Origin of the sequence: Alkalicoccus halolimnae, assembly GCF_008014775.2 — a bacterium.
GTDB lineage: Bacteria > Bacillota > Bacilli > Bacillales > Salisediminibacteriaceae > Alkalicoccus > Alkalicoccus halolimnae.
In genome coordinates, this window is the sequence record NZ_CP144914.1 from 2,637,751 (window position 1) to 2,658,175 (window position 20,425).

Genomic DNA, 20,425 nt, shown 5'->3' on the forward strand with positions numbered 1-20,425 from the left:
CATACACCTGCCTTTACGTCCCAATCCAAGAGACGGATACCCTCTATAAAAGAAGGGAGCGAACAGAGTGTTCACTCCCCGCTGCACCTTGCTTTACTCGTCAAGTGCGGATTGAATTTCTTGTTCCATATTCTCAATTGCTTCTTCTGCAGAGATGTCGCCGGAAAGGGCGCGGGACAGTTCAATCTGCATGATGTCGGAAATCTGCGGGTAAATCGGTGTAACAGGACGCGGAATTGCATTCTCAAGCGTTGCTACAAACTCTTCGTCTGCAAACAAAGGTGCTGCTTCCTGCACTTCTTCATCTTCATAAAGGTCACGGATTGTCGGAGCACGTCCGCCTTCCATAGCTGAGATTTTCTGTCCTTCTTCACTTGTTTTAAACTTCAGGAATTCCCATGCTTCGTCAGTATTTTGAGAGTTACGGTTAATCATGGACATCCAGCCGCCGAGACCTGCTGCACTGCCCTCATCTCCTGCAGGCAGAAGCGAAAATCCTACGTCGCCTGCCACCTGTGAAACTTCTTCATTTTGAGTGTTTGCCTGCATGTAAGGCCAGTTACGTGCAAATACTGCCTGTCCTTCCAGAAATGCATTTTCTGTAGCCGGCTCATCAAAGTTCAGAATATCTCCCGGCACAAAGTCGGATTGAACTATTTCCTGCATTTTTTCAAGTGCAGTGACTGCTTCCGGTGTATTAATTGTGACGTTCTGATCCTCATCAAGGACTTCAGCTCCATAAGCGCCGAAGAACTCAATCGCATTAACGACCAGTCCTTCATACTGGTTCGCCTGCATCAGGTAGCCGAATTCGGTCCCTTCTTCTCCCTGCATTTCTCCAGCCATATCAATCAAGTCATCCCATGTTTCCGGAGGGGAATCGACAATATCCGTCCGGTAATAAAGGAGTCCGGCATCCGTGTATGTCGGCATCGCCCAAAGCCGGCCGTCAAATGTTCCGGAATCAACCGTTCCTTCGAAATAATCGTCCAGTTCAATACCATCCCGCTCCACATAGCGGTCCAGTTCCAGGGCGTATCCAGCCTGAGCAAATTCTGCCGGCCAGATAACATCCGCATCAAACACGTCAATCGTATCGTCTCCTGCACTGAACTCCGTTACGTACTGGTCGTGGGACTGACCTGTATCAGAAGGCATCTCTCTCACTTCAACAGTTATGTTTGGATTCTGCTCTTCAAAGGCATCAATCAATGCTTCCGTCGCATTTGTCGTATCCTGTCCACGGGCGTAAGTGATTGTTACTTCTTCTCCGTCTCCGGCCGCCTCTTCGCCGTCATTCTCTTCCGTTTCCGTCTCGTTTCCAGTCTCGGCCTCGTTATCCATTTCTTCATTTGTTTCCCCACCTGCGTTGTTACCAGTGTCTGTGCCGCCGTTGTTTTCGCTGCCCCCGTCGTTTCCTCCGCAGGCCGCAAGTACCCCAACCATTGACAGTGCCATAACACTTGTTAACGCTCTTTTTCTAATACGCATGCTGTGTTTCCCCCTTAAGAAATATAGATATGTGATAACGATTTCAGACACCTTATAAAAAATGGAGATGCTTATTCTGCCCTTTATCTGCAAATAAACAAATCCCCTTCTGCGCCTGACTGGAATCGCTGTCATACATGTAGTATATGTCCATATGAAAACGTTTTCAAGTGTTTTTTTAAAATTTTTATAGATTTTTATAGATCTACATTCCAAACCTGTTGGCGCAGTTGGGATCTCCGCCAATATATTTTTCTGAATTTTTTATAAATTCCCTTAAAATTTCTATTGAAATTACAGAGAACAATCGAAAAGGTCCTTTTTCAGACAACTGTGTTAAAGTCTTATGTTTATAGCTCTGTTAACCGTCCAGGGTTCTTACGCACGTTTAATGAAGGATAGTCAGAAGGGGCCTTCTTTATTAGAAGGCCGATCCTGCTCCGTATTTTTACCCGGAGCTGGAGTGGACATGGGGCGACTCCGGGGCGGTCAAGGACGTGCCCCACTCCGCACGACCGCAGGGAGGAAGGGATTAGCTGTGGCCGGCCCTGCGCCCCCATGGAAACGAAAGCGCACGTCTATCGCTTACATACTTTATTTTCAAGATAGGCTTTCAGATAGAAATATCTCCTCAAAAATTATCTGCTTCCAGAAATAATCGAGTGAGTAAACAGCTTGCCGCACAAAAAAGACCTGCAGATTACAGCTGCAGATCTCCAAGTGTTGATGTAATATATTGTGATTCTTTTATTCGTATCTTCTCCTGCGCTTACCGGCGAAAACCGGCCGAGGGGCTTGTATTCCACTGTTTCCAACGGCGTCCCCGCCTGACCCTTCGGAGAAAAGAAGCGGTTTCTCAAAATAAGACATTGGCTTTTTATGTCCATTTTTGGGAGGGCTCCGGCTGTTTTGGACCTTTGTCAAAATCAGGCCGGCTCATACGCAGATTCTGAACTTTTTCTGTCACAAGGTTTCCCTCTTCATTCAAAAGCGCCGATTCGAACATGCCGATCGTTTCCGAAACGTCTTCTGATTCCTCTTCAGAAAATGTTTTTACCGTCCCCGCGATCTCCAGCTCGGACGGATCAAGGAAAGCGGCACAGATAATGGCCCGTGCATCTCCCCCGGTGCCGGCAGCCGCTCTGCCACGGAGACTGCCGAATACGTAGATGCTTCCGGTCGAACGGATTTCTCCCCCGGGGTCCACATCACCAATAAGCAGGACGTCTCCTTCGATCTCCACTTCCTGCCCGTAGCGGACGACACGGAGAAGTTTCGTGATCCTTACTTCTTCGATCGCTTTTTCAGCTTCTTTTTTCTTCATAAGATGACTTGAAATCTCAACGGCTTCAATATGAAACGTTCTGCTCAAAAAAACCCGCAGTTCTTCCTGCTGCTTTTCCGTGAGAAAGCGATAGCCTGTATCCACAACGGCATGAAGCGGTTCATTTCTTTTCGAAACGAAGAGTGCTTTTTTACCGGCAAGCGTTTCTTCCAGTCCATTCAGCAGTTCTGAAAACGAACACTGATCATTCAGGATCAGCTTAAGTCCCTGAATCGTCCCTTTTAACGCAGCGTAATCACGGAGCTCTTTTGTCAAAATGGTCCACCTCCCTCGTCTTTATTTACCTGTCATCACTTCTGCCATCCACACTGTAAAACCAGTAACGAACCGGCATGACCATAAAGGCTGCCACAGCAAGATTCATAAGAAAAGTAGGCAGGAACCTGTCAAGAAATAATGAATCATGCGCCTGGGTCGTGATTCCGAGAATAGACATCATTCCGTAAGAATAATATTCCAGGAAAATCACGGCCGTCATAACTACAGCGGTAAGCATGCGCAGGCTTCGTTTCACAGAAGAAAAGGATAGAGAGAAAAGATACGTAAACAGGGCAAATCCAAACGTGTAGACACCAAGAACCGGACCGTACACAATATCGTAAAGGACACCGAACATGATGCTGTAAAAAAGGCCGTGGCTGCGCCCTCTGAAAATTCCTGTCAGAACGATCAGGATAAACATGAAGTGAGGGACAAACTGCCATCCTCCGCTTGTAGATCCGGAAAACAGCACCTGAAAAATGGTGCCTTCCACTAAAAACAGAACAAACATCGCCAGAGGGAGGGCTAATCGGCTCATTCTTCCGACTCCTCTGCTCCAGATTCTTCTTCATCGAGTTCTTCTTCAGGAATATCAGGTTCTTCTTCCTCGATTTCTTCGTCAAGACTTCCAGCTTCACGTTCCAGAACCATGACGTAATCCAGGCTCTGCATATCTGCTGAAGGCTCAACGAGCGCGGTCTGGCTGAGACCGTACTCATCTTCTTCCACTTCAGTAATTTCTCCTATCGTCAATCCGGAAGGGAAAATTCCGCCCAGCCCGGATGAAGAAACCGTCTGCCCCGCTTCCAGATCTGCATCCATATCAATTTTCGTAAAGCGGAGATTTCCGCTTTCTTCGTCTATTCCTTCAATAAATCCATATACCCCGCTGCCGGTATCAGCTACCGCGGATATTCTGTTGGCTGCGTTCTGGTTGCTGAGAAGCTGAACGGTTGCAGAAAACTGAGAAACTTCCCTGACTTTACCAATCAGTCCTGAAGACGTAATAACAGCCATTTCTTCCGCAATCCCGTCCTGAGCTCCTTTGTTAATACCGACCATTTCGTCCCAGCGGTCCGGAGAGCGCTGGATAATCATAGCCGGATAAACGGTATAGTCGTTCAGACCATTCCTGAGTTCCATCGCATCTTCGAGTTCTTCATTTCTGCGTTCCAGTTCATTTCTTTCCACAAGAACAGCGGCATGGCTGTCGAGCTGGGATTTTAACGCCTGATTTTCTTCGTATACATTACGGATATCTCCGATGGTGTCCATCGCATTTGAAGCCCAGTAGGCCGGCCGCGTAAAAACAGACTGGGCTACTCCTACAGAGTCCTGAATAAACTGCTCCGGTCTCGAAAGGCTTCGCTGCTCACTCATAGAATAGCCGATAATACCAACGAGAAAAATAAGGGAAACAAGTAAAGCGATCAGCCGTCTATTTGAGAAAAATGGAGACATTTACAGCACCTTCCTACCCTTTTCGATTCGAACGGGTTGTTGCACCCGATTTTGACTGAAATAAGCGAATATTTTCCAAAGCTTTCCCTGTCCCCTGCACGACACTATCGAGCGGAGCATCAGAAAGGAATACCGGCATCCCTGTTTCTCTACTGATAACAGTGTCAATATGCCGCAGCAGCGCTCCGCCGCCGGTCAGCACGATGCCGCGGTCCATAATATCCGCCGCAAGTTCCGGCGGGGATTCTTCGAGTGTATTTCCTACAACTTCAATAATGGCACGCACCGTTTCACCGAGCGTCTCTGCAATTTCCTCCGCGTGGATCGTGAGCGTTTTCGGGAGTCCGGCTACGAGGTCCCTCCCGCGTATGTCGATCGTTTCCAGCTCGTCCGTTTCGCCGGCTGCCCCGACCTCTATTTTGATGCGCTCAGCCGTTCGTTCACCAATAAGTAAATTATACTTTTTCTTAATATGCTGAATGATGGCTTCATCCATTTCGTCTCCTGCGATGCGGATCGAACGGCTCGTTACGATTCCGCCGAGAGAAATGATCGCCACTTCCGTCGTCCCGCCGCCGATGTCGACAATCATGCTGCCTGTCGCTTCCCACACCGGCAGGCCGGAACCGATCGCGGCTGCAAATGGTTCTTCGATCGTATAGGCTTCTTTGGCTCCTGCCTGTTTTGTTGCATCTTCCACTGCCCTTTTCTCAACAGCGGTAATGCCGGAAGGAACGCAGACCATGACGACCGGACGTCTCGTCAATATCGAACGGTTCCGAAGCGCTTTGCGCATAAAGTGCTTCATCATCGCTGCTGTTGTATCAAAATCAGCAATAACGCCGTCTTTCATCGGGCGGATGGCTGCAATGTTCCCCGGCGTTCTGCCTATCATCTCTTTAGCTTCCGTACCGACAGCTTCTATTGCTCCCGTATCGGTACGTACTGCCACAACCGACGGTTCCCGGAGAATCACACCTCTCCCTTTCACGTAGACGAGGGTATTGGCCGTACCAAGATCAATACCCAGGTCCTTAGATAATCCTGCAAACATCTATGTATCTCCCTTCAACCTTACAAGTGAACAATTTTAATTCAGCTGCTTAGTTACTAACATGTTTTATTATACGCATTGTTCGTTTTTTTGAGTAGCGTTTTTATAAGAACGTATTAAAATACTGCTATTATCCTAACACAGCACAGATTACCTGTACATATTCCCACAATAAGTAAAAAAAGCACGGCCAATGCTTTTGAACGGTCACCGGGAGACGGACGCAGGAAAAACCGGAGAGCTTTCCTCCCCGGTCAACCATTAGACGTATCCTTTTTCTTTCATGGAGCAGAAACGCCTGTCCCCGATAATCACGTGATCAAGAAGCTCGATCCCGAGCATTTTTCCGGTTTCCGTCAGCCGCTTTGTCACGTCAATATCCTCCTGGCTCGGTTCGGGATTCCCGCTGGGATGGTTATGCAGGCAGATAAACGAAGCTGCCGAATACCGGAGCGCTTCTTTATAAAGTTCGCGCGGGTGGACGATGCTTGCGTTCAGACTGCCGATAAAAAGCGTTTTTTTATGAAGGACCGCATTTTTCGTATTTAAATACAGCGCAACAAAGTGCTCCTGTTTTAAATGGCGCATCTCTTCCATCATATAGTCGGCAACGTCCTGAGGAGAACGGACGACGTGGGTTTCCTCAACAGGAAACTGTTTAATCCGTCTGCCGATTTCCAGGGCAGCCCGGAGCTGCACTGCCTTCGCTTCCCCGATGCCGTGGATCTCCATCAGCTCCACAGCCGTTGCTTCTTTAAGGAGCTTCAGACCGTCGAAATGCTGGATTATCCGACCAGCCAGTTCAAGGACCGATTCTGTTTTCGTTCCTGATCCGAGAAGCAGCGCGATCAGTTCCTGATTGGACAGGGATTCCGCCCCGTCACGCAGCAGGCGCTCCCGGGGGCGTTCGCTTTTTGGCACATCCCGGATCATCATTGCTTTTGACATACAAGGCCTCCTTTTCGGCCCGGCCTTTATCAGCCGAGTCCGTGCTCTTTCAGCGCACGAACCACTCCTGCCACCGGCAGTCCCACGACAGAGAAATAATCTCCTTCGATCCGCTTTACGAAGACGGCACCGAGACCTTGTATCCCGTAAGAACCGGCTTTGTCCTCCGGTTCTCTCGATTGTATGTATGTATCAATTTCTGTTTCTGTTAATGGATAAAATGTCACATTCACCGTTTCCGCAAAGGACGTTTCCCTGCCTTTTGAGAGAATAACGGCCCCGGTATGCACCTGATGCGTCCGGCCCGACAGCATCCGCAGCATATTTTTGGCATCTGCATCGTCCTTCGGTTTTCCGAGCACTTCCCCGTCTGCAGCGACGACCGTGTCCGAACCAAGGACGACAGCCTCGGGAAACTGCTGAAACACATCGGCAGCCTTTTCCCTGGCCAGTTTCTGCACAAGGTCCTCCGGGTTCATGTTCTTATCGAAAATTTCCTCCGTGCTGCTCGGCTTCACAGTAAAGGTGAGCCCGACCTGTTCGAGCAGCTGACGGCGGCGGGGGGACTGCGAGGCGAGAATAAGTGATGTCATGCTACCAGCTCCTTTTAAAAAATGGGCTCTCCGGCCTGCTTATTCTATTGGTTCCCCTCTGCCGAAAAAAGTAATCAGCGGAAGATTTCCTCTAAATGGGAGCCAATAATAAAAAAGAAGTGGTATGAAAAATCATACCACAGTATCTTCCAGTTTAACAGATAAATACGAAAATATGTTCCCTAGTTTCCGAACGGATTCTGCCGTTCTTCTTCATCAGGGTAATCGACCAGCGGGGCTTCATGTTCCAGGTTATCCAGTTCCGGATAATAAAAAGAAGAAATGTGCACTTCATAAACGATGTTTGTTTCTCCTTCAAAAATGCGGGACTCCTCGATATTCTCCCCCTCCTCATCCTGCCTCAGAAAAAGAACAGATTCCACATTTACTTCTCTCGTTAGACTGTCCAGCTCAAACAAAAACGCCGATAACGTTTCGTAGCTGTTTGTGTGCAGTTCTACGATTGCCGTCTGTTTCTGAACTCCGCTGACCGGTTCGTCCTGCAGAGCTCCCGCAGGCATGTCGAGCGGATCGATCTCCCTCTCCTCAGCTGGTTCTGCAGGTTCGGCGTCCCCTGGATCTTCTATCGGTTCTTCTTCAGACTCTTCTGCCGGATCTTCATTTTCTGCTTCCGGTGTTTCCACTTCAGCACCGGCCTCAGCATCGTCTTCAGAAGTCAACGGCTCTCCGGATGTAACGTTCACGACTTCATAAGTGTAAACCGGGTGATCATATTCCATCTGAATGTCTCTGATACGCACGCCGGCTATTTCTTCAGCCATGCCGATATCGAGCAGGAACTGATCGGTCTGACGGACGACAGGCAGACTCTCCTGCCTCTCCGTCGACGTTTCCTCCTCTTCGGCAGCTTCAGCGGACGCTTCCGCTGTTTCCTCTTCCAGAAGAGCGATTCTCTCTTCTTCCTCTGCTAGATTTCTTTCAACAGTCTCCTGAGCGTCCATCCTTGGCTGAACCAACGTAAAAAAGATAAGCAGGAGAGCAGCCAGAACAAGAACTCCCGCAGTCGTCAAAATAACTGTCTGCCTCTTTTTGGTAGTCATGGCTGTTCCACCTCTTCCTCTTCCTGACGTTCCACTTCACGCACGGCATCCGGATTTACGACAACGTTTATTGTCGTAAAGTACTGCGGCAGATATTCTTCATACCAGAATGGGTCTTCTTCCGCTTCTTCATTAATTTCCTCTCCCAGTATACTTTCGACTTCCGCCCGCTGAATCATCGGCGAGTTTTCCAGCTCGTGCTGATACTTCGCAACGTCCGGCATTGTCGTCAGAAGAACTTCCACACGCAGCTGACCTGGAAACTGGTAATCAAAAAATGTCATCATACCCTCCTGCGGCATCAGCCTGACTGTCTCTTCAAGCAGAGCGGAGACCGGCACCACTTTTTCGGCCAGCTCTTCCAGCTTATCGTCAAGTTCATCCAGATCCCCGCTGCGGTATTCGGCCAGCTCCTGTTCAAGTTCGGCAGCCTCCAGCCGTTTTTCTTCCAGTTCCGTTGAAGTCCGTGCAGTTTCTTCTTCCATAGTGGAAACAGTGTTAAGCATAAAGATCAACACTATCAGCCCTGCCAGACCGAGGATCAGAACATAAACCGGAAGCATACTCGTTTTTCTTTTCCGTCGGGGCAGTAAATTAATTTCTACCGGCATCGTTACACCTCTTTTTTCAGTGCCAGTCCGATCGGCGTATAAAACTGCCGTCCGATCGGCTGATTCTGATTTGTTTCCCAGTCGGTCTCTTCAAACAGGCTGACAGGAAGATCGATTTGATTTTTCAACACTTTCATAAATAAATCGGTATAAGGATGATCCCCTGTTACGACTACACCCGTTACCTCAGCTTCTCCGTGCTGATAATGGAACTGATAAAAATTCATCAGCTTTCCGAGTTCTTCCAGGACAGGCTCCCATGAGGCTTTGAGTTCTTCTTCTGTCCCCTGCCACTGCTGTTGTGATTCCTCCCCGGCCTCCCAGAGATGTGCCCCGTCTTCGATAGCTATTGTTCTCACTACGAGAGGAAGCTCTCCTGCAAAAATACTCACCTGCAGCAGCATCGGAGAAAGCTGTAGAAACATCGTATGAGACTCCGCTTCCGTTTTTCCAAAAGCATCATAAAGACGGTAAAGGGCCAGCGCTGAAATGTCAGCGGCGGCAGGTTTTAATTTCACTTCGCGTATCAGCCGCGAAAGAGTCGTCACTGCCTCTTCAGGCGCAGCAAATACGAGCAGTTCCCTCTCTTCCTCGTTCCGGCTGATTTCGTGCCAGTCAAACACCGGCTGCTCTACAGGCAGATGGAGCGTTTCTCCGAGCTCCAAAAATAAATGACCGAGCACGTTCTCATCTTTTACGTCCATTGGAATCGTATGGCGGCGCACAATTGCGAGCGTGTCAGGCAGGGAAAAAACGATCTGTCTTCCCTGCAGCTTCCATGCGTCCGTGCATTCCTGGAGAATGGTGAGGAGCGTATCAACTTCTTTTACCTGGCCGCCCTCGAAAATTCCCGGCGGAAGAAAACGCTCTTCAATTACTTCCACTCCGCTTAGGGAACTGCCCTTCACACGCGCATAGCGAATGACGTGATCGGCAATTAACAGGGCGTGCTGCGTTTTTTTGGGAAAGGAAATATTCATATACGACCCGCTTTCTCTATGTAATACTCTTGCTGAAAATGGTAAAAATTTATTTGTAAGGCTGCCTTGAAAAAAAAGTATTGAAGCGATGAACGTGCGCTTTCGTTACCATGGGAACGCTTCAGCTTATGGTAAAAAGACAGAGCAGGAGCTGCCTTCTCATAAAGGTTCATATATAGCTTGTTTTCAACAAGTTCGCGTAAGGGCCATAAACTTTAACACTGCTATTTGTAAAACGATCTTCTCTAATTATGAGACTGCGGCCCTGCTTTCCGGCAGCTGATCTCTCTTATAAAAATACGAACATTACTAAAGCCTGAATCCAGGAAGCGTAGAGCTCGATCAATGTTTCTCCAGCGAAATAAACAGTTACGGCACCGAGCGCAATAAACGGTCCGAAAGGCACTTCTGTTTTCCGGCCCCATCCCTTTGTTTTCATGCCGATCAATCCGATCACAAGACCGGCTGCGGCCGCGAGAAATAATGACAGAAACATTCCGCTCAGTCCGAGAAGAAGGCCCACAACGCCGTAAAGCTTAATATCGCCGCCTCCTACGCCGCCTTTGGAAACGACAGCCACGAGCAGAAGCAGGACAAAGCCTGCCGCCCCTCCGAGAAACGCATCCCACCACGGATCAAGCGGAGCTGCAGTCAGACGGAGCAGAGCGAGCGGAACGACAAAAAACAAGAGAACTTTATCAGGAATAATTTTTTCGGAAAGATCACTGACGGTAATAATCAGCAGCATCGATACAAACAACAGCGCAGCCAGAAGTTCCCAAGAAAAACCAATCGTATGATAACTCAGGACAAACAGCAGTCCTGACAGCAGTTCAAAAAACGGATAAACAGGCGAAATACTGGTTCCGCATTTCCGGCATCGTCCTCTCTGCAGAACAAAGGAAACAACAGGAATCAGCTCCCATGCACCGAGCGTATAGCCGCATGCAGGACAGTGGGAACGCGGGTGAACGAGCGATTCCCCTTTCGGCAGCCGAAGACCTGCTACGTTGTAAAACGATCCAAGGACAAGCCCTGTAACAAAAATATATATGTACCAGAATACTTCCATTCTTTCAGCTCCAGCCCGCACCAGCGATGATCATGACACTTATTTCCTATTATAGTCGTTTTACGAGAGAGAAGAAACCTCTAAACGAAAGGCATATCCATCTAACTCAGACAGTCAGCCTCATTTTTAAGCTGTGTGAATCTGTTTCATATGTAATTATAAGGAAAAAATTTCTGGACATTGTGAATGATTTTCACTTCGGACGGACGCTTGCCGCGGGGCTCGTCTGCAACTCATTCTTCCAGTGTAAAGCACTGGAAGAATACAGAGTGTTGATTAAGTAAAGAAAGAAGTCTATGTATTCTATTCCTTGTATTTTCTCCTCCGCTTACCGGCGGAAGCCTGCCGTGGGGCTTGTCTTCAGCTATTTCTAATGCCGGACTGCATTGGAAAGGATCTTCAGACGGCGCTTCACACCCACTGGCGTCCCCGCCGGACACTACAGAGAAAATCACCTTTTTTTATAGGAGAAACCTGTATGTAGTACGCTTGTAATCGCAGCAAAGTCTGTCTTTTTGTTCAGAGGCTGGAGCTGTAGAAGGATGAAGAGTGAGTCTTTGTTTTATGAAAGGCAGGTCAGCTGAGAGAGGTTCCCCCGGAAAGCGACTTTTCGAAAGTGGAAAAAGCCAACTGCCTACTTATACAGGAAAAATTACTTTGTAAACAGCCTGAATTCTTCCAGTTTAAAGCACTGGAAGAATGGATTTTCAGACTTCGCTCAAACCCGTCGGAGTTGCCGCCTTTCGTTTCAATCTTCCATCTTTATATATAAATATTTGAATTATTAATTTGATTCAATTTCATAATTGCTTTTATTAAGAAAATATACGAACATTATTAGTTTTTTCAGAAACGAATTTCCTTATTTAAAAAGTGACCGCAGTGCAAGACGGCGTCTCCCGGAGGATCAGTGAAGTCTGAAGATCCACTTTTGCGGGCCCTTCGCAAAAGTCAGCTGAAGACAAGCCCTCGGGAAAGCGTCCGTCTGTAACGGAGGTCACGTTCGGCAGACAAAAAAACTGTTTCCAGCAGGCTTGGCTGCCTGTGGAAACAGTAAGGGTGCTTTATTCTTCAGTACTTGACGTACCGATCGCTTCACGGCCGTCTTCACGGATGTTGGAGATTGTCACTGAGGAGAAAATATTGTCTCCGTTATTAAGTGTTACTCTGTATTCTCCATCCTCACCTGATACGACATATGCATTTTCATAAGCGTCACCGTCCGGATCTTCAAGCTCTGCTTCCAGATAATCAGCACTTACAAGGTTAATCTCACCTTCCGTAGCATCACTTAAAGCATCAAACCTTGTACCTGCATCTGCATTTTCAGAAATAGTCGCGAGTCTTGCTGAGCTTACCATTGCTTCTGCGTTGGCAATGTGGGCGTCCTGACGGGAGTTATCGATGATACCGGAAACGCTCGGTATAGCAATGGCTGCGATGATACCAAGAATAACGATAACCGCCAGCAGCTCCACGAGCGTGAGACCTTTCTGGTTTTTTACATACTGTCGAATGTTCTTTACAATTTTCCTCATGTTCAATCCCTCCAAAAAATCTAATTATTAGTTGATGCATTGTTCCCTACAGTGAACGTTTCCGCCTGAATAAATAAAACCGGCCCTTTCCCCCATAGTTGAAAAAAGCCGGTTGCACTACTCGCTCCTCTTCCATCAAGTGCCCACATAAAACGGAAGTTTCATTGCTCTTTTCATATAGAGTTGCCTGGTTTTAAACGCCTCACAAGTTTCCTCAGCATTTTGCGTGCTTCGGGAACGGGCGAATGGATTAAGGTGATAATAAAGCGCTAGATCAGTTCCTATTGTATACCATATAAAAAATAAAACAAGCTCTTTAGTCCTAAATATTTTGTCTTCCAGCACTTTTTAGGATAAAGTCCTAATCCATTTTGACCCTTGATTTTCTTTTCTGGGCCTAAAGATGAAAAGCTTCTATTGGATCGTATCGAAGACTTCGAACATTGGGACGGCAATAGCTGCGACAATGACCCCGACAACGACGGCAAGTACTGCAATAAGCACGGGTTCAAGCATACTTTTCATACGGTCGGTAGACTGGTCCACTTCTTCCTCATAATAATCGGCAACTTTAGCAAACATCTGATCAAGTGCCCCGGTTTCTTCCCCAACCGCTACCATCTGGGTGACAAGCGGAGGGAAGATCCAATGGTTTTCCATCGGTACAGCCAGTGATTCCCCTTTCTCGAGCGAAACCTTCGAATCCCGGATTACTGAAGCAAGCACTTCGTTACCGACGATCCGCTCCACGATGGAGGTGGCGTGCAGAATCGGGACGGAGCTCGAAAACAGGGAACTCCACGTCCGGCTCATCCGCGCCAGTGCGGCTTTGCGGAGAATGCTCCCGATAACCGGGAGGCGCAGCAGCACGTAATCTTTCCAGTAGCGGTAGGTTCGATTTCTTTTCGCTGCATACATCGAAACCGGAAAAACGAGAGCAAACAGAACAACCACCCACCAGAACTGTGATGCAATGCTGCCTGCTGAAAGAACAAACTGGGTAATCCACGGAAGTTCCGCACCGAAACCGCTGAACATCACGGCGAAGGTCGGTACGACTACTGCCAGCAGAAAGACAACGACTCCGATGGAAGCAGCAGCAAGAATCAGCGGGTAGGAGAGGGCTGACAGCACTTTCTGTTTCAGCCTGTACTGCTTTTCAAACGAGATCGCGAGACGTTCCATAATATCGTCGAGACTTCCGCCTGCCTCCCCGGCTCTTACCATATTTGTCATCAACGGCGGGAATATGTGCCGCTGCTTTTCCGCCGCTTCTGAAAAAGGCGTTCCGCTGCGGATATCTTCCTCTACCGCCGCAAGAGCTTCCTTCCAGAGCTTATTTTTGATCTGGCCGCGCAGCAGTCTGACGCTGTCAACGAGGGATATGCCTGCTTCCAGAAGTGTGGCCATCTGTCTTAAAAACAGCACCAGATCTTTAGCTTTCGTCCGCTGGAACAGTTTAATATCCTGATAAAGCCATCCTTCAAGAGGCAGTACTTCTTTTACATAGATCTGCTTTTTTTCAAGCTTTTCCCGTGCATCTATCGTTGTGGGAGCTTTCAGCCTGCCCTGAACCGGTATTCCCGCTCCGTCCCGGCCGTAATATTGATAAAAAGGCACGTTCGCTCCTCCTCTCTAGTCACTTACGTAAACTGCCGCGGTTTCCTGGTCGATCCTTCTTCCCTGCAGCAGCTTCCTCACCGACATTTCCATCGTATGCATTCCCTGTGTGCGACCAGTCTGCATGACGGTAGGGATCTGGTGGATTTTTTCATTGCGGATCAAATTTTTCACCGCCGGCGTATTCATCAATATTTCGGTTGCAGCGACCCGTTCCTGTTTATCTGCGGTGAGCAGCAGACGCTGGGAAATAACAGCTGCGAGGACCGACGCCGTCTGGATACGGACCTGGCCCTGCTGTTCTGGAGGGAAGACGTCGATGATGCGGTCCACCGTAGAGGAGGCATCGGTCGTATGGAGCGTACCGAGTACAAGGTGGCCGGTTTCCGCTGCGGTAATTGCGGTGCTGATCGTCTCCAGATCGCGCATTTCCCCGACGAGAATCACATCGGGATCCTGCCGCAGAGCTGCTCTCAGCCCATTGGCAAAGCTGTGTGTATCAAAGCCGATTTCCCGCTGGTCCACGAGAGATTTATCGTGAGTATGCAGATACTCGATCGGATCCTCAAGCGTAATAATATGACGGTTCATCGTTTTGTTCATGTAGTGGATCAGGGAAGCGAGCGTCGTTGATTTCCCCGATCCGGTCGGTCCGGTCACGAGCACGAGTCCCTGCTGTTTCTGAGCTATTTTTTCGAGCGAAGCAGGCATGCCGAGCTCCTGAATCGTAGGGACCGATGTCGGTACAATTCGGACAGCAAGGCTGATGCACGCCCGCTGGTAATAAGCGTTGATACGGAATCTTGATACACCGGGAAGTCCGTAGGAAAAGTCCAGCTCCCCTTTTTCTTTGAATGTATCCCACATCGTTTCCGGAATAACGCTACGGGCTGCTGCTTCAGTATCTTCGGGCTTCATCGCTTCCCCGATGCGGCGTACGAGTTCGCCGTTAATGCGGAAAACCGGAGGCATACCGACCGTAATATGGATATCCGACGCCTCTTTATCAAATGCTTCTTTTAAAAGTTCCATTGCAAAACTGCTCAAAGCACGTTCCTCCTCCCTGCTACATATCGTCGGCAGCGACGCGGTAAATTTCCTCCATCGTCGTTTCGCCTTTTATCACTTTAGTGAACCCATCGTCCATTAAAAAAAGCATGCCTTTTTCCTGCAGGTAGTCCCGCACGCGGGAGTGGGGTTCCTGATTGAGCACCATCCCCCGTATCCGGTCATCTATGACGAGAAGCTCATGAATGGCCATCCGTCCCTTGTAGCCCGTGTCATTGCACTGCGGACACCCTTCACCTTTGTACAGCCTGTCTGCGGTAATCTTTCTTTCAGCAAGCGTTTCCTGTTCTACCTTTGTCGGCGTATAGGATGCGGCGCAGGAAGGACAGATCCGGCGCACGAGGCGCTGGCTGACAATACCGCTGAGCGAAGACATGACAAGATAGGGTTCCACTCCCATGTCGACAAGTCGGGGGATCGTGGCAAGGGCGCTGTTCGTATGAATCGTACTGAAAACAAGGTGGCCGGTCAGCGATGCACGTACGGCTATTTCCGCCGTTTCCGTATCCCGGATCTCTCCGACCATAATAACATCCGGATCCTGCCGGAGAATGGAGCGCAGCCCTTTGGCGAAATCCAGGCCGATGGAAGGTTTTACCTGCACCTGGTTGATTCCCGGAAGCTGGTACTCCACCGGATCCTCTGCTGTAATGACGTTTGCTTCTTCTGTATTCCGTCTGTTGAGCGCGGCGTAAAGCGTCGTCGTTTTACCGGAACCGGTCGGCCCGGTGATGAGAATCATGCCGGCCGGGCGGTCGATCAATTTATGGAACGCTTCGGCGTTTGCTTTACTGAAATTCAGTTCTTCCACTTCTTTTACTGCTTCTTCCATATCAAGAATACGGATAACGATCTTCTCGCCAAAGACCGTCGGCATCGTGGAAATACGCAGATCAGCCGGCGTTCCGTCGAGTGTGACTTTCACACGACCGTCCTGGGGGAGCCTCGTTTCCGTAATATTCAAATCGGCCATGATTTTCACCCGGGCGGTAACTGCGTTCTGGTGCTCTTTTGACCAGGCCCTTTCGGTATACATCACCCCGTCAATCCGGGAGCGGAGGACCACTTTTTTCTCGTGGGGATCGATATGAATGTCACTCGCTTTTTTCTTAAGACCGGTAATAAGTGCCTGGTTAACCATACGGATGATCGGCGCTTCCGACTCGTCGTCTGCAATCATGTTATCCGCTGTCCCCTGCTCTTCACCGACTGCCTGCAGGTCTGCCACGTGCCGGTTGTAGTACGTTTCAATGGCATCGTTAATTTCTTTTTTACTCGCTATCACCGGCTCAATTGCAAACCCGGTAGCCATCCGCAGATCATCGAGGACAAAGTAATCCATTGGATCGACCATTGCCGCACGCAGCCGGTCTCCCTTACGTTCAAGAATGAGAAGCTGATTTCTTTCCGCGAACTCCCGGGTTACGGTTTTCGCCGCCTTCTCATCGATTGGATAGCTCCTAAGATGAACCCGTGGAATGCCGAGCTGCCGCTCCAGCACCTTCAACAGTTCATCTTCGGTAAGCAGCCCTGCTTCTATAAGGGCCTCACCGAGCTTTTTGCTGCCTTTCGTACGCACCGTCGTTTCGACTTCATTTGTCGAAACGAGACCGGAATCAACTAGTATATCCCCAAGCCGTTTACGTTTTTCCATCGTAAAGCTTCCCCCTTTTATTTTCCTTCTCCTTTAACCGGAGGAGTGCTTTCTCCGGAAGGTGGTCCGCCCATTCCCGGATCATCGTTTCCTATGTCATTCCGGCTTCCGTTTCTTTCAGATTTCCACTGCTCGAAGCTTGCGGGACTTCCTTCCTCCAGCCACTGTTCAAACGCGCCTTTCGTCTCAGGGGGAACCTGACCGTCTGAAGGTGCTCCATTTTCAAAATCCTCCCGTTCATTTTCTTCGATCCAGTTTTCAAACTCTCCCGGGCTTCCTTCGTTTTCCCACTCTTCATAGGCTTCTTCGGACGGAACGGGCGCGGTGCTTCCATTGCCAAAACCGCCGTCTCCCCCATTAAATCCGTTTCCGGGCCGCGGCCCTTCGTCAAAGCCGTTGTTTTCGTTGAACCAGTCTTCAAACTCTCCCGGGCTTCCTTCATTTCTCCACTCGTCATAGGCTTCCTCGGACGGAACGGGCGCGGTGCTTCCATTGCCAAAACCGCCGTCTCCCCCATTAAATCCGTTTCCGGGCCGCGGCCCTTCGTCAAAGCCGTTGTTTTCGTTGAACCAGTCTTCAAACTCCCCCGGGCTTCCTTCGTTTCTCCACTCGTCGTAGGCTTCCTCAGATGGAGCAGGAGTGGTGCTTCCGCCGTTAAAGCCATTTTCAGGAGACGTACCGTTATCAAAATCAAATCCATTATCGTCAAAAAGCCAGTCGTCGAATTCTCCGGGGCTTCCTTCGTCCAGCCATTGTTCAAAAGCTCCATTCATACCGCTTCCATTACTGCCGCTGTCGTTCTGCTCGTTTTCATCCCAAGGAAAATCCTCAAATGGTTCTTCTTTTTCAGGCACACGGGAAGCGATGTTTCTTTCTTCCACACTGTGTAAAGGAGCATAATAATCTTCGGCGAGCACCTCTTCATCCAGAGGTTCAAACGCATCATCATAGCTCACGACACGAACGGTTTCCATCCGAAAACCATCTCTTCCGTTCTCCACTGTCTGTGTGGAGTTCTCCGCGGTCTGTGTCGAGTAGCGGATTCTGGTCTCAGGCGATGTGCGGGCTGTTTCTTCCACTCTGACATCAATATCATAAGGAAATTCATGCCCATACAGCGATACTTGCAGATCTCCGCCGTTTGTCACGATCTCAAGTTCATATGTATAATCATTCGGATTAAAAAAACGGAAGTCCCGTTCATTTGCTTCCACATTCGCATCATATCCGGCGGGAACAATATCAGGCAGTTCATGCCGCTGGTGACGCTCCTGAATGTCGAAGTTCGTCGCTGCCACGGTTTCAAAAACTGCAGAACTTAAAGCTGCCATCGTTTCCTCTTCCAGCAGTCCGCCTCCGAGCATTTCCAGGAGAGAAAAAGAAGTTCCCCCCTCTATTACAATTCGTCCGTCAGCAGGAAGGACGTCCCGCAGCTGGGCTGACATTCCTCCCGTTCGGGAAGCTTCGCTCAGAAGTCCCTGTTCCGGTTCAGCGAACGATTCTAAATATCCGTGCAGCTGCATGGACTGTTCGCCTTCCGGCAGACCGCCCAGCTCTGTTTCAATGTCCGAAGCCAGTTCCATCACATTAACCGCGTCACGCATATCTTCACGAAACGAAAATTCCTCCAAAGTTTCCTGAAGCAGGGTCTGATCGACGGAAATTGGGACTGTGCCTTCACGCAGTTCGGGATTTTCCAGCATTTGTTCGACAGCCGGTTCAATCTGAACGCTGATTGCTTCCTGAGGCACTTCCTGTTCCTCATCGTACCACGTTAAATAATAGCGGAAGTCCTCTTCCCACGTTTCTACTTCTTCAGACAGAGCTGACATCGCTTCATAACGGTTTAACTCCGAAACATCCACACCGGCAATAAACGTGTCTTCCTGCATTCTTTCCTGCTGAAAAGATATTTGATACATAAGCTGCCCAGTAAAAGCAAAAACAAGCATAAACGCAATACTGCCTGCAATCACTATAAAAGACGCTCCAAACCATTTTAATTTCGTCATGCAAGTTCCCCCTAATGTCCGTTCTCGTCTGGTTGTTCCTGCCCGGGCTGCTGAACCTCGTCATCCAAATCTTCCGGCAGCCTCGCCGCCGTCAAATAAGAGGTCAACAGAGCCAGTACCAGCAGCAGTCCGAGAGCCAGCCCCCAGTGCATGACGGAAAAAGACCAGACGCCCAGCAGCGCGTACACATAGGAAATTGTGACGAGCAGTATCGTTATTTTGTATGTAAATACGGATGGAATAAGCAGCAGGATTCCAAGAAGAACGAGAAATGCCGCTGTTACGAGTAAATATATCATTTATAAAACCTCCCCACTGCCTCATACTTGTATCCTTTCCCCTCATTTTATCTTAGTGCCCCTGACAAAGAAAGGACTATTGCTGTTCCCGAATTAGCTCGGACCTCATGTAACGAATAAACGCATGCGACCCTGTAATGATGATCGTCCGCCCGTCCCGCTCTGCCTGGGAGGTGACCCACTCTGCCGGGCGCGCAGTAAAAGGCAGTTCCGGAAACTCTCGGTACCACTCGTCTTCCGTCATACCCCGAGCATCCGGCATTGCTGTAACTGTCACCTCTCCTGTCTGGTTCATCAGATTCATCATTTCACGCACCGGCTTGTCGCGCATCACGGCTGTTAAGAAGGTTACGTTCGTCAAGGTCTGGGCAAGCCGGCAAAGCTCCCTCACCGCTTCTGTATTATGGGCGGTATCAAGAATCACTTTTTCCGTAAAATGCTCCCACCTGCCAGGATGGCTGCTGCGGGCGAGTGCCGAAAGCTTGGGCTGAACCAGTTCTTCGACGGCGGCAAGCGCTGCCCTCGCATTGCGCGCCTGATGCTCCCCGGGTACAGGCAGCCGGACCGATTCCTCTTTCCAAATGAACATATCCGGTTCCGCAAAAGACCAGTCCCCGGCAAGCGGCTCAAAAAAAGCACCTGTTTTTTCTGCTTCTTCCCGGAGCCACGCATCTGCTTCCTCACCGCATGCGGAAATACAGCGGACCCCTTCCCGCATAATGCCGGCTTTTTCTCTCGCGACGGCTTCTCTTGTTCCTCCAAGGTATTCTGCGTGGTCCGTCCCGATCGAAGTGAGGACGACCGCTGCCGGTTTAAAAGCTACGTTGGTCGCGTCAAGACGGCCTCCCATGCCGGCTTCGATGATCAGCACGTCCGGTTTCAGAATCTCTGCCGATGCCGTATAGACCACGGCTGTAAGCAGTTCGAACGGACTGACTTTCTCCCCAAGTGCGGCTTCTGTCTTCTGAACAGCGGGGAGAACGAGTTCCACCGCCTTATCGAAAATGGCTTTTGAAACAGGCACTCCGTTGAAAGTAAGCTGTTCGTGGCGCTCTCCGAGTGACGGAGTCGTAAACGAAGCGGTCGTTTTTCCACCTTCCTGAAGCAGCTGATCGATAAAAGCAACGGTGGATCCTTTGCCGTTTGTGCCGGCTGCGTGAATGAGCGGACGGGCATTCTGAGGATGGCCGAGTGCTTCCATCAGCTTTTCCATCCGCGTCAGCGTGTACACGATACCCGCATCCTCACGATCTGCAAACGCCCTGTCTGAAGCTGTCATATGATATGCTTCCTTTCTATCGTTGATTTTCCTGCCCATTAATGAAAAAATCAGGTTATCTGTACATTATACATAAGG

The 20,425-nt window shown here is 49.3% G+C and carries 18 protein-coding genes and 1 riboswitch; all 18 genes read right to left on the reverse strand.

The window, feature by feature from the left end; translation table 11 throughout:
• Positions 1 to 93 precede the first annotated feature (93 nt).
• Entirely contained in the window at positions 94 to 1,491 is a 1,398-nt protein-coding gene (locus FTX54_RS12225) for an ABC transporter substrate-binding protein (protein WP_147803513.1), read from the reverse strand.
• An 877-nt stretch (positions 1,492 to 2,368) separates the two neighbouring features.
• The gene (locus FTX54_RS12230; protein ID WP_147803511.1) at positions 2,369 to 3,091 is read right to left on the reverse strand and encodes a septum site-determining protein MinC; all 723 of its coding nucleotides are present in this window, start codon (positions 3,089 to 3,091) and stop codon (positions 2,369 to 2,371) included.
• A gap of 25 nt (positions 3,092 to 3,116) precedes the next feature.
• Positions 3,117 to 3,635: a rod shape-determining protein MreD gene (gene mreD, locus FTX54_RS12235; protein WP_147803510.1), complete on the reverse strand. Its 519-nt coding sequence runs from the start codon at positions 3,633 to 3,635 to the stop codon at positions 3,117 to 3,119.
• The gene (mreC, locus tag FTX54_RS12240) at positions 3,632 to 4,558 is read right to left on the reverse strand and encodes a rod shape-determining protein MreC (RefSeq protein WP_147803509.1); all 927 of its coding nucleotides are present in this window, start codon (positions 4,556 to 4,558) and stop codon (positions 3,632 to 3,634) included. The genes mreD and mreC overlap by 4 nt, the downstream gene beginning before the upstream one ends.
• Positions 4,559 to 4,571: 13 nt before the next feature.
• Entirely contained in the window at positions 4,572 to 5,612 is a 1,041-nt protein-coding gene (locus FTX54_RS12245) for a rod shape-determining protein (RefSeq protein ID WP_147803508.1), read from the reverse strand.
• 261 nt (positions 5,613 to 5,873) lie between these two features.
• Complete coding sequence (radC, locus tag FTX54_RS12250) at positions 5,874 to 6,560, reverse strand: RadC family protein (protein ID WP_147803507.1); 687 nt, start codon at positions 6,558 to 6,560, stop codon at positions 5,874 to 5,876.
• 29 nt (positions 6,561 to 6,589) lie between these two features.
• Positions 6,590 to 7,153 (reverse strand): Maf family protein, encoded by a 564-nt coding sequence (locus FTX54_RS12255; RefSeq protein ID WP_147803506.1) that lies wholly within the window; start codon positions 7,151 to 7,153, stop codon positions 6,590 to 6,592.
• A gap of 182 nt (positions 7,154 to 7,335) precedes the next feature.
• A complete protein-coding gene (locus tag FTX54_RS12260) occupies positions 7,336 to 8,214 on the reverse strand; it encodes a hypothetical protein (RefSeq protein ID WP_147803505.1) in 879 nt (292 codons plus the stop codon).
• Complete coding sequence (locus FTX54_RS12265; protein WP_147803504.1) at positions 8,211 to 8,825, reverse strand: PilN domain-containing protein; 615 nt, start codon at positions 8,823 to 8,825, stop codon at positions 8,211 to 8,213. The genes FTX54_RS12260 and FTX54_RS12265 overlap by 4 nt, the downstream gene beginning before the upstream one ends.
• Positions 8,826 to 8,827: 2 nt before the next feature.
• Positions 8,828 to 9,805 (reverse strand): type IV pilus biogenesis protein PilM, encoded by a 978-nt coding sequence (gene pilM / locus FTX54_RS12270; protein WP_147803503.1) that lies wholly within the window; start codon positions 9,803 to 9,805, stop codon positions 8,828 to 8,830.
• Between the two features lie 289 nt (positions 9,806 to 10,094).
• On the reverse strand, positions 10,095 to 10,877 hold the full coding sequence (locus FTX54_RS12275; RefSeq protein ID WP_147803502.1) for a prepilin peptidase: 783 nt from the start codon (positions 10,875 to 10,877) through the stop codon (positions 10,095 to 10,097).
• Positions 10,878 to 11,941: 1,064 nt separating this feature from the next.
• Positions 11,942 to 12,415: a prepilin-type N-terminal cleavage/methylation domain-containing protein gene (locus tag FTX54_RS12280; RefSeq protein WP_147803501.1), complete on the reverse strand. Its 474-nt coding sequence runs from the start codon at positions 12,413 to 12,415 to the stop codon at positions 11,942 to 11,944.
• Between the two features lie 97 nt (positions 12,416 to 12,512).
• Positions 12,513 to 12,595: riboswitch (cyclic di-GMP riboswitch) on the reverse strand.
• 234 nt (positions 12,596 to 12,829) lie between these two features.
• A complete protein-coding gene (locus FTX54_RS12285) occupies positions 12,830 to 14,035 on the reverse strand; it encodes a type II secretion system F family protein (protein WP_147803500.1) in 1,206 nt (401 codons plus the stop codon).
• A gap of 15 nt (positions 14,036 to 14,050) precedes the next feature.
• On the reverse strand, positions 14,051 to 15,067 hold the full coding sequence (locus FTX54_RS12290) for a type IV pilus twitching motility protein PilT (RefSeq protein ID WP_147803615.1): 1,017 nt from the start codon (positions 15,065 to 15,067) through the stop codon (positions 14,051 to 14,053).
• 34 nt (positions 15,068 to 15,101) lie between these two features.
• Positions 15,102 to 16,757, reverse strand: coding sequence for a GspE/PulE family protein (locus FTX54_RS12295; protein WP_147803499.1), 1,656 nt, complete (start codon positions 16,755 to 16,757; stop codon positions 15,102 to 15,104).
• Positions 16,758 to 16,774: 17 nt separating this feature from the next.
• Positions 16,775 to 18,769, reverse strand: coding sequence for a VanW family protein (locus tag FTX54_RS12300; RefSeq protein ID WP_338484769.1), 1,995 nt, complete (start codon positions 18,767 to 18,769; stop codon positions 16,775 to 16,777).
• 11 nt (positions 18,770 to 18,780) lie between these two features.
• On the reverse strand, positions 18,781 to 19,068 hold the full coding sequence (locus FTX54_RS12305) for a hypothetical protein (protein WP_147803497.1): 288 nt from the start codon (positions 19,066 to 19,068) through the stop codon (positions 18,781 to 18,783).
• A 76-nt stretch (positions 19,069 to 19,144) separates the two neighbouring features.
• Entirely contained in the window at positions 19,145 to 20,347 is a 1,203-nt protein-coding gene (locus FTX54_RS12310; RefSeq protein WP_187254511.1) for a bifunctional folylpolyglutamate synthase/dihydrofolate synthase, read from the reverse strand.
• Between the last annotated feature and the right edge of the window lie 78 nt (positions 20,348 to 20,425).

Coding starts and splice junctions, on each gene's coding strand:
- FTX54_RS12225 (WP_147803513.1), bottom strand. CDS start 1,491: ATGCGTATTAGAAAAAGAGCGTTAACAAGTGTTATGGCACTGTCAATG.
- mreD (WP_147803510.1), bottom strand. CDS start 3,635: ATGAGCCGATTAGCCCTCCCTCTGGCGATGTTTGTTCTGTTTTTAGTG.
- mreC (WP_147803509.1), bottom strand. CDS start 4,558: ATGTCTCCATTTTTCTCAAATAGACGGCTGATCGCTTTACTTGTTTCC.
- FTX54_RS12245 (WP_147803508.1), bottom strand. CDS start 5,612: ATGTTTGCAGGATTATCTAAGGACCTGGGTATTGATCTTGGTACGGCC.
- radC (WP_147803507.1), bottom strand. CDS start 6,560: ATGTCAAAAGCAATGATGATCCGGGATGTGCCAAAAAGCGAACGCCCC.
- FTX54_RS12255 (WP_147803506.1), bottom strand. CDS start 7,153: ATGACATCACTTATTCTCGCCTCGCAGTCCCCCCGCCGCCGTCAGCTG.
- FTX54_RS12260 (WP_147803505.1), bottom strand. CDS start 8,214: ATGACTACCAAAAAGAGGCAGACAGTTATTTTGACGACTGCGGGAGTT.
- FTX54_RS12265 (WP_147803504.1), bottom strand. CDS start 8,825: ATGCCGGTAGAAATTAATTTACTGCCCCGACGGAAAAGAAAAACGAGT.
- pilM (WP_147803503.1), bottom strand. CDS start 9,805: ATGAATATTTCCTTTCCCAAAAAAACGCAGCACGCCCTGTTAATTGCC.
- FTX54_RS12275 (WP_147803502.1), bottom strand. CDS start 10,877: ATGGAAGTATTCTGGTACATATATATTTTTGTTACAGGGCTTGTCCTT.
- FTX54_RS12280 (WP_147803501.1), bottom strand. CDS start 12,415: ATGAGGAAAATTGTAAAGAACATTCGACAGTATGTAAAAAACCAGAAA.
- FTX54_RS12290 (WP_147803615.1), bottom strand. CDS start 15,067: ATGGAACTTTTAAAAGAAGCATTTGATAAAGAGGCGTCGGATATCCAT.
- FTX54_RS12295 (WP_147803499.1), bottom strand. CDS start 16,757: ATGGAAAAACGTAAACGGCTTGGGGATATACTAGTTGATTCCGGTCTC.
- FTX54_RS12300 (WP_338484769.1), bottom strand. CDS start 18,769: ATGACGAAATTAAAATGGTTTGGAGCGTCTTTTATAGTGATTGCAGGC.
- FTX54_RS12305 (WP_147803497.1), bottom strand. CDS start 19,068: ATGATATATTTACTCGTAACAGCGGCATTTCTCGTTCTTCTTGGAATC.
- FTX54_RS12310 (WP_187254511.1), bottom strand. CDS start 20,347: ATGACAGCTTCAGACAGGGCGTTTGCAGATCGTGAGGATGCGGGTATC.